We start from the raw sequence: 9,163 nt of genomic DNA, 5'->3' as shown, positions 1-9,163 counted from the left end.
GGATTTGTGTATAAGAGACAGCGTTGAAGCCACCTTTTAGATTGAACCTCATTAGTCCGTTAAAGCAATGATAGCTCAGGTACCACATTGCCCCCGCCGCAAATTCTGAATTCGCTTGGTTGTTGGCGATTAACTGATTGAATCGCTCACGGACGCTTAAATAGAATAATTTATCGAGATGCCATTCATCTTTGTTGGGGACGAACCCTTTTTGTGCATGCTGGTAAAGGTTAATAAGCGGAGAAATGAGGTCGTTAGCAAGGACTCGTTCAAACTCATTGTTAAGGGAAAATGATAGGCCGCCACAGAATGGCTCTGCAACAAATCGTGGCTCCAACTCCGAAATCAATTTTTTTGAACGAGTCGCAAGCCAAGATTTGCCGCCAGGATATTTTAGTATGCTTTTCATTTACGCTCCTTTTTGATAGGGAGGTAGTATAAAGCAAAATGTATCTGTGCTTAACCTGTTTGGAGTTTGAAAATGCTCGAGTTTTTAATGTGGTGCACAAACCGAGAAAGGTTTAGAAGTGAGTTTTGGATAAAATATCCTGCGCTGCTTGCTCGATGACACTCAATGTTTTTCTATCGACCAATAACCTTGTTGCGGCAACAAATGCAGCCGTTAATGCTGGTGGCCTGCTATGCATTTCACGGTTGATAAGCACTGTATTTCTCTTAATCGCAGCTAGTCGCCTAACTACCAACTCTCTTTCATCAGCTAGAAATGCCAGCTTATCTTTCATTCTTCTTATCGCAGCCTGACGACTTTCGCCTTTGAGAACCACTTCACCTGGTTCGCTCGATAATCTTGATAACCGACTTGAAACCGACCTTTTTGTTGAGTCAATTTCATTCAGCAGAGAAAGCAATTTCTCTTTGTCATAGCCAGCCAAACAGAATTCGCTTTCAAACTGGGGATTTAACTTCTTACGCATTGAAATATTTGCCACTGAGAAACATGATTTTCAGCGTAAGGATAACACATAGAGAGTTATCAAAAGATAACGATTATCACTTTAAACTAAAAAATCTAACCTTGTAGTATTTATATGCTTGCGGAAAATCATAAACCACATAAATTAGTTTTCGACAGCGCAAGAATGGAAAACAAAAGCAAAACGCTTTTTGTTGATTCGAGTGTAAGCAGGTGGTATTTTTATACCAAATAACCGTATGTGACGGATTTTACAGTCTTATGCATACCTATTCTGGAGAAATGTTTTGGATCTAAAAGTAGTAACAAAAGCACTTCTTGAATCTGAGGAAGGATTCAATGTAACTCAATCGGATGAAAGTCTGATCATCACAAACGATGTAGGTATTAATGCAGTACTCGTAGTTCAGGGTTCACAGATCATCGTTGAATCCTTGCTGTTCCAAGCAGATGCAGTAGCTGACCAAGCTGCGCTGGACGATTACATCTTAAAAACACATAAGTTAGTCCCACTTACAGCAGTCGGCAAATCAGAAGTAGAAGGCCAGTTTTATTACTCCGCTTTCGGCGCTCTATCTTCTGAGTCAAAAGTCGAAAGTGTTGTTCTTGAGGTCGAAGAGCTATTCAGCAATGTTGCTGAACTGCTTGAAGGCTACTCTGAATTTCTTAAAAAGTAAGGGCTATATATGTCATTAAGTAAATTGTTCCGCATCTTCACTGGTAATGTAAACAAGGCAGCTGAGAGCGTGATTGATGCTAACGCAATCACCATTCTTGAGCAGGAGCAGCGCGAATCGAAAGAAGCTGTTCGCAAAGCAGAAGATTCACTAGTAACTATCGTTGCTAAACGTAAATTGTCTGAGGGCAAAGTAACTGGTTTTGATAAAGCGATTTCTGAGTACACAGATAAAGCTATTAAAGCGAATGAAGCTGGTCATGAAGATTTAGCGCTGGAATGTGCACAGAAAGTTGCAGACTTGAATGAAGAAAAAGCACTTGAAGAAGCGCAGCTTAAGGCATTCAAAGAAGCAGAAGAAAAGCACAAGTCAAATATCGCGGTAGCTCGCAAAAATATTACAAGCATCGATCGTCAGATTGACCTTGTTAAAGCTACTGACAGCGTTCAAAAGGCACAAGCTGCAACTCAAGCTAGTGTTGTAGGTGCTTCATCTAAAACAAGTACGGCACTGGATTCGTTGAACCGAATTAAAGCTAAGCAGGCCGAGCAGTCAGCAAAACTAGAAGCCCAACAAGAGCTAAGTGATGCTGAAACTACTACAGATCTAGATCAGAAGCTTAAAGCTGCAGGTATTGGTGGCGGTACAACTGCCAAAGACCAGTTGGCAGCGATCCTAAACAAGAGCAAATCAGCCGAATAATTCAGGCGCGAAACTCTATCACACGAGCCCGCTTTCATGCGGGTTCATTTTTTCAGAATAAGGGACTTTTATGTTGAAAAAAGTTTGTTTAGCGCTGAGAGCTGTTTTTGGCAAGAAAAAGCCAGTTGAACAACCAAAACCCGTAACTCCAGAAATTGGCGGCTTTCGACTTGGTGGCGCGTTTGAAATTGACAGCCTGATGTTACGACTTGCTGAACCGAAGTTGACCATCGAAGGTGCTGCAACATCACAAATCATTGAAGCGGTCGGTGTAATCGATATGGGTGGTGGTCCTCGCATAGTTCGGTACTACACAGATGATGAAGGGTATATCCAAGTGCTAATCAATGGCGATGATGACTCCGGTATTTTGGAAATCAGCCTTTGGTATTTCTATGACTCTCGACCAATTGACGGGCAGCAAGCGTGGGACAACCTACTTAACAATGAAATTGTTAAAGATGAATACGACTTGGAAGGTACTACGTTTGCCCCGTATTGGGAGAACGATAAACCCGTATGTCTGACAGAGAAAGTTTACAACAAAAATGGATTTGTCAAAGAACTGGACTCTTTCAACATGCTCTATTCACGCAATTTGCAAGACGACAAAACAGAAGACCTTTTATTACCACACGATAAAACAGAAGAACTTCTTGTCGTAGGTGAAGAGCGAATCGCAAATAACACCCCGGACCGATTACTTTCTCGTGTTACAGGGATTCAACTAAATATTTCTGACTTTAAAGTGGTGGCATAAATGATCGAACTAGCAAACGAAAGTGCAGCGGCAACAGCATTTATGAATGGGATTACTTCATTCATCGGTTACTTCGCATTGTCCTTAGTATTCTTGATTGGATTCAAATTCATTTACATGGCCATGACGCCATACAACGAATGGAAGCTGATTAAAGAAGATAAAAACGTATCTGCTGCGATCGCGCTCGGTGGCGCAATTGTTGGTTATGCAATCGCTATCTCAAGCGCAGCTTCTCACTCTGTGGGGATTACTGATTATGCACTATGGGGCGCTGTAGCTCTAGTCGCCCAGGTTGCAGGGTTTGTGGGAGTTAGAGCCATCATGATGCCGAAGATCGTGCAAAGAATTGAAGCAAATGAAACTCCTGCAGCCGTGCTATTGGCTTCTGTTTCTATCGCTGTTGGGCTTCTTAACGCCGCTTGTCTGACATACTAGTCGAGGTAGCTATGACTGAATTAAAACGTCGAATGCGTAGCCGCATTAAGCTAGAAGGCAAACGCAAAACATTTCGTCACTTTGCATTAGCACCGCTGGCACTGGCAACACTTGCTGGTTGTCAACCAGACAGCCCACTTCGCATTAAGGTGTATGAAGACGTTGATGCTTGTAAAGCTGATGGTAAAGCAGAGCTAGGTACTCAATGCGATGCAGCATACAAAATTGCGCAACGTGAAGCCGACAGAACTACTGAGAAGTTCCGTAAACAGGCCGAATGTGAACTTGAGTATGGTGTCTGTGAAGCGATGCCTGCTGGATTAGGCTATCGTCCTAAGCTTGACGCGTTTATGGTTGCGCCAGTTAAGCCCGAGCATTACGACAACTACGACATCTCTCGACAATATGGTGATTTGTTTGTGCAGCCATTGTTTACGTCGACATCTTCATACTCGGATAAGTACGGAAAATTGTTCTTTGCAGATGGAATGAAAGTTGGTGATGCAAACAACATAAGCCATTTGAATTTCACTATGACCGACAGGTATCTGCACCCGTTACCAACGGTTCGGTTACGCAACGAGGATGACGGTTTTTACACTGGTAATTCGGGCGGTAACAATAACTCAAACTATGGCTCCAGTATCGGTCAGGGGATTGGTCAAGGAACGGGAAGTAGCGTCGCAAACACAATTGCGAATGCATATATCGCTGGCCGCGTAATTGATGCTCTAGATGACTCAAGCGAACGACGCCACAAAGAGCGCATGTATAACGCAGCTCGAGACGCTGAAAAGAAACAGCAAGCAATGAGTGGCGCAGGTTACAAGACAAGTTCGAGTTCAACTACTTCCAGTGGATTTAAGTCTGACTACAAAGCTAAACCAGTAGTGAAGACTTCCTCGCGTGGTGGTTGGGGTTCTTCTGTCAGCTCTCGTAGTAGCTGGGGTGGATAAACAACTCTCTTACATCATCCAAGCCGGTGGTTCATCACCGGCTTTTTTAGTAACTGAGTAAGTACACTTGCCGATTATTAAAGGGGTGAGATGCTACTAAAACATTTACTTAGGCACTAACAAAGACATAGAGGTCTAAATGCTACAGATACCTACACAACCACGTCATGATTGGAAGAAGACAGCGCAAGAGTTCAATTTCGGCTTCCATACTTTCGACGACGAGCCATATTGGACAGAGGATCGCTACTTCCAATTCACTCTAACTCAGATAGAACGCGACATCGAGCAACCGACAGAAGAAATTCATCAAATGAGCTTGAATGCGATCGCCAAGGTTATTGAAAGCGATGAACTGATGGCAAAGTTTCAAATACCTGAATCTATGTGGGGCTTAGTTCGTGAATCTTGGAAACGCCGTGATCCGAGTTTATATAGTCGTATCGATTTGGCATATGACGGGAAGAACCCGGCAAAGCTCCTAGAACTAAACAGTGACACGCCTACAAGTCTCTACGAACTGGCATTTTTCTCTTGGCTGTGGCTTGAAGAAAAGGTTAATCGGGGCGAATTGCCACAAAATGCCGACCAGTTCAACCTGTTGGAAGATTTGCTTGTGAGGCGTTTTATCGAGTTAAAGCCAACACTGGCATTTAATACGATGCACTTTGCATGCTGTAAAGACACCATCGAAGATCGCGGTACGGTACAATATCTTCAAGATTGTGCTAAAGAAGCCGGCATCCACAGTGAATTTGTTTATGTAGAAGATATTGGCATTTCGGAAGATAGAAAGTACTTTACGGATGCCAATAGCAAACCGATCGATACGCTTTTTAAACTATATCCTTGGGAGTACATGTTACGTGAGGAATATAGCCAGCATCTAGAAACAGCCGAGATCAATTGGATGGAACCATTGTGGAAGTGCATCAGTTCCAATAAAGCAATTTTGCCGCTGTTATGGGAGATGTACCCAGGTCACCCGAATTTGCTTGAAGCTTATTTTGAAAATGACCCACGAGTAGCGAGTATGGACCATTACGTCGTGAAGCCAATTTTTTCTCGTGAGGGTGCTAACATCACGATCGTAAAAAATGGGGAAGTGGTTGAACATGTAGATGGCCCTTATGGTAGCGAGGGGAAGATTGTTCAGGCTTACACGCCATTACCAAGGTATGGCGATAACCATGTACTTATCGGAAGCTGGTTAGTGAACGGTACTGCGGCGGGAATTGGAATTCGAGAAGATGAAGGGAAAATAACCAAAGATTCTAGCCGATTTATCCCGCATATCATTTTAGGGTGTTAAGTAATAAGCAAGAATGGAGCCGATTGGCTCCTTTCTTGCTTTTATGCCGTACTAAGCCTCTGTATTTCTTGCGATTTAGGTTGAGTCTATTATTTAGGTAAATATCAAGTATGTTGTCATAAGATTACGAATTCAATGAATAAGGAGAAGACTTTAAATCACGTCAGTAGTTGACAGGTGAATTAGAAGAAAACAATAGAGAGAAGTTCAGCGACTGCAGCTATTATGCATAACAAACATGAAGCTTATAAACGTGGCGTGATAGCAGCACCAAGTGTTCAAGACAGAGTTACCAATCCTGAGAATGGTACTGTAGAGAAATATGCATGGTTTGACAGTTTTGAAGCTCTTACACAGCAAATAATTAATGAGCCGAAGAAAATGACGGGGCTTTTGAGCCCCGTTTTCAATACTACTTACAGTTGTAAACAGCTACACCAAAGACGTTGATGCCAGGGTTGTGAATAGCCTGATAGCCTAGACTACCAATAGTGCACTGGGCGCCTGCTCGATACAAGCATCTCTGAACTCCATCTTTTACTTTACAACCACTGCTTAATTCACTCTGTGAGTAACCTGACAATACCTTCATATACCAATTAGGGTCATTGGATTGTGTTTGAGAAGCGCCTTGGAAAACCCAGCTACCGTAAACAACTTTAGTACCTGTCGCTCCTTGCGACTGTGAAGTGTCTATAACGCGATTCTCTGGCCTTGTAGTTACCACGGTTGTCCCGTCCTTGTAAGACCATGTTCTAACTTGCATCTGTTTACAGCTTCGTGTCTGAGTAAACCCGGTGCCACTTGCAACTGAACCAGTACCTGGTGACCATGAACTACAGCTGTAAACACCTCCAGAATTTGACCAGCCTGAAACGTTCACAGTAATCGTTCTAGTCTGGTCAATAGTTATAGCTCGAGTAATGTTCTGTAACTCACCAACATTCCTTATCTCTCCAGTGACAGCGTTTTTTTCCTGCTTTTGCTCTGTTCTGGTTTGGTTCTGTCTGTAGTTCCTTGACTGGTCGAAGTTTGCAGTTTGAGCAACGATTGGTGGCTCCCAAGAAGAATAATCATAAGATGAATCAATGTTCGTCCATTCACCAAATGCGGAAGCAGTACTCAACCAAGGATTCTTAGTGCCAGGAACCGTTCTGTATTTGATGTCATCGATACTTTGTACTTGAGGGTGAGTGCCGATCACTTCGCTTCCAACTTTATAAGTCCACGTTCTCGTTTGATCTTGCTGACAGGTAAATGTTTGGTCGACGGTCAACCCTTCGTAGGTTTCAGAGGCCGGTGGTACCCACTCGCCACAGTCATGCAGATCACCTGTACTCACATATGTGTCAACCGATGCTTTAACATCTCTTGATTCAGTAGCGTTTCGATAATCGTATTCGGTTACCGGGTCACCATGATTGCGAATCTCCCCGACATTAGTGTCTTTATCCCGGTCTTGCCGTTCACGCGTATACACGTCTTTGTATTGACGAGTTTGAGTGAAGTCAGACATCTGTTGGGTTAAGGGAGGAAGCCAACTTTCATACTCAACATTCTGGCCTGAATCTACCCACGGGGTGTAAGTCGGGTCAAACACTTCCCAAAAGCGGTCATCGATCGAATAAAGGCTAGGGATGTAGACCTTGTATTCAACTTTGCCTATATCCTGTTTACTAACTGGAGCCACTTCAAAACTCAATACACCGTTTTCAAGATTTTTGGTCATGGAGATAGTGGCGCCAGGCTTAATGACTTTTGAATCCGCTTTAATTGAAAATGGAGAATCGTCGGAAAGTCTTATCTCAAAATCATGTGCGCCGGTTGCAATGTTATCTTGAGAAGTTTTTAGTACATCGGACTTGAAATATCCTACAGGTTTACCATTGTTGTCTTTGAGATATTGATCGGAAGGTAAGGTTACAGAACCCTTAACAGCCGAAAAAGAGGGCATAGATAACAAGCAGGCGAGGGGTAGGACATAATGGGAAAGATTTGAGAGCGTCATTATAATCACTTTTTGTTGTCACACTTAAAAATGAGTTTACTAATGATCAACTTGTTGCGTGTCTATTAGAATGTTCGATTTGCACCCTAAAAATGATTTTTAATAGAACCCAAAACTTGCGTTAGGATCATCCCACGCTTCATTGTCATCAAAGTACTGTTGTCGGAGGACAATTAACTTTGTATCGAAAACGTGCCTTTTCAAGCGATTGTGAGGATGAAGTGAAGGTCACAGAATACAGCGGTCGTTTCATTACGCATATCATTTCAGGATAAAGACGTGTTTAAGAATGTAACGCCATTGGCTCCTTTTTTGCTTTTCTTTTGTGATTGGCTTAATGAACTTACCAAGTGCGCAGAGGTTAGTGTGATTACACCTTACGATCTAAGTATGTTGTCATAATATTGCACACTCAAAATTTAATGTTGTGATTTATGAAATTTATTTGAATAACATTAAATGGAAAATCATCAAATTTACTCTCCACACTTCTCGATGGATACCACACGTTTGACTATGCTTATGGGCTAGGATTCTCAGTTGAGCTAAATAAGGAAATTAAGACAATGAGACGTTCATTTATCGCCCTTAGCCTCACAAGCGTGCTGACGGCCTGCTCTGCACCTGATCAGCCTATGACAGTCATGGAAGACAGTGCCGCCGGTTTTTCCATTGTTCTGTCTGATGGAGTAGGGCTCACAGATATTGAAAGAAATAAAATTAATAATGACAAACTGGAGACCAAGCTGGCGGAAACACTCAACTTCTGCTTACCTCGGCTCTCCGGTTATGAGATAAAATCGGCCGATCAAGCGAGAAACGCCTATTGGCTCTCAATGTCAGGCTTGGTTGCCGGTTCGATAGCTGTTCCCGCCTTAACTGCAGCCAGTGCCGCGGGTAATGCCGTTTGGATAGCCGCTGCTGGTGGTTGGGCAGGGGCGACGAACTTTGCCAGTCAACAGCTTCAATCTTCGGGGTTAAGTGGCTCTACCATCGCAAAAACGCGCAATGAAATCGTTAAGTCCGTATCTGAGCAAATAGAAATTGCTACCAACACAGCGCAACCACCTGAAGTGAGGGCAGCGGCCATCATGAAGGCGCGAGCGCAATGTGTTTTACATGAAATTTCGGTCCCGACCGTGAGCACCCAAAAATAGTCGGTGTCTATCCGAGATATTAAGGTTTCGGATAGAACACTCTGCACTCAATACTTAGAATCGCGTCGACAAATACATTGCCAGAGCAGCAATCCAAGCCATCTCGTCCCACGTAAGTGTTGTCTCGACACGCTCCTGCGAGAAGCTTCTTCCACACTACGCCTCTGGAGTTCGGTCCACCAAGTGACTGGTAGCTATAGGGGTTCTAGGGATTTTCCC

Annotated in this window: 10 protein-coding genes; 7 read left to right on the top strand and 3 right to left on the bottom strand. The window is 43.2% G+C overall.

Features of this window, described 5'->3' with window-relative positions; translation table 11 throughout:
• A partial coding sequence (locus AKJ31_RS09445; protein WP_211263050.1) for a DNA adenine methylase occupies positions 1–409 on the bottom strand: 409 nt, incomplete at its 3' end.
• A gap of 112 nt (positions 410–521) precedes the next feature.
• Positions 522–935, bottom strand: coding sequence for a hypothetical protein (locus AKJ31_RS09440; RefSeq protein WP_053408849.1), 414 nt, complete (start codon positions 933–935; stop codon positions 522–524).
• A gap of 286 nt (positions 936–1,221) precedes the next feature.
• On the opposite strand from AKJ31_RS09440, the gene AKJ31_RS09435 reads away from it, so the two are divergent.
• The 6 genes from AKJ31_RS09435 to AKJ31_RS09410 all read left to right on the top strand — a co-directional run bounded on the left by AKJ31_RS09435 (position 1,222) and on the right by AKJ31_RS09410 (position 5,779).
• Positions 1,222–1,611 (top strand): DUF2170 family protein, encoded by a 390-nt coding sequence (locus AKJ31_RS09435; protein WP_053408848.1) that lies wholly within the window; start codon positions 1,222–1,224, stop codon positions 1,609–1,611.
• Positions 1,612–1,620: 9 nt separating this feature from the next.
• Positions 1,621–2,313, top strand: coding sequence for a PspA/IM30 family protein (locus AKJ31_RS09430; RefSeq protein WP_017190659.1), 693 nt, complete (start codon positions 1,621–1,623; stop codon positions 2,311–2,313).
• Between the two features lie 70 nt (positions 2,314–2,383).
• On the top strand, positions 2,384–3,073 hold the full coding sequence (locus AKJ31_RS09425) for a YjfK family protein (RefSeq protein ID WP_053408847.1): 690 nt from the start codon (positions 2,384–2,386) through the stop codon (positions 3,071–3,073).
• Positions 3,074–3,511, top strand: coding sequence for a DUF350 domain-containing protein (locus AKJ31_RS09420; protein WP_053408846.1), 438 nt, complete (start codon positions 3,074–3,076; stop codon positions 3,509–3,511).
• Between the two features lie 11 nt (positions 3,512–3,522).
• Entirely contained in the window at positions 3,523–4,467 is a 945-nt protein-coding gene (locus tag AKJ31_RS09415) for a DUF1190 domain-containing protein (protein WP_053408845.1), read from the top strand.
• Between the two features lie 139 nt (positions 4,468–4,606).
• On the top strand, positions 4,607–5,779 hold the full coding sequence (locus tag AKJ31_RS09410) for a glutathionylspermidine synthase family protein (protein ID WP_053408844.1): 1,173 nt from the start codon (positions 4,607–4,609) through the stop codon (positions 5,777–5,779).
• Positions 5,780–6,191: 412 nt separating this feature from the next.
• Here AKJ31_RS09410 and AKJ31_RS09405 read toward each other — a convergent pair whose 3' ends face one another.
• A complete protein-coding gene (locus tag AKJ31_RS09405) occupies positions 6,192–7,508 on the bottom strand; it encodes a hypothetical protein (protein ID WP_245639043.1) in 1,317 nt (438 codons plus the stop codon).
• 845 nt (positions 7,509–8,353) lie between these two features.
• Here AKJ31_RS09405 and AKJ31_RS09400 point away from each other — a divergent pair.
• Positions 8,354–8,944, top strand: coding sequence for a hypothetical protein (locus AKJ31_RS09400; RefSeq protein WP_053408842.1), 591 nt, complete (start codon positions 8,354–8,356; stop codon positions 8,942–8,944).
• Positions 8,945–9,163: the final 219 nt, after the last annotated feature.

Origin of the sequence: Vibrio hepatarius, from assembly GCF_001274785.1 — a bacterium.
GTDB lineage: Bacteria > Pseudomonadota > Gammaproteobacteria > Enterobacterales > Vibrionaceae > Vibrio > Vibrio hepatarius.
The sequence above is the reverse complement of the archived record's forward strand: the minus strand, read 5'-3'. Positions and strand labels throughout refer to the sequence as shown.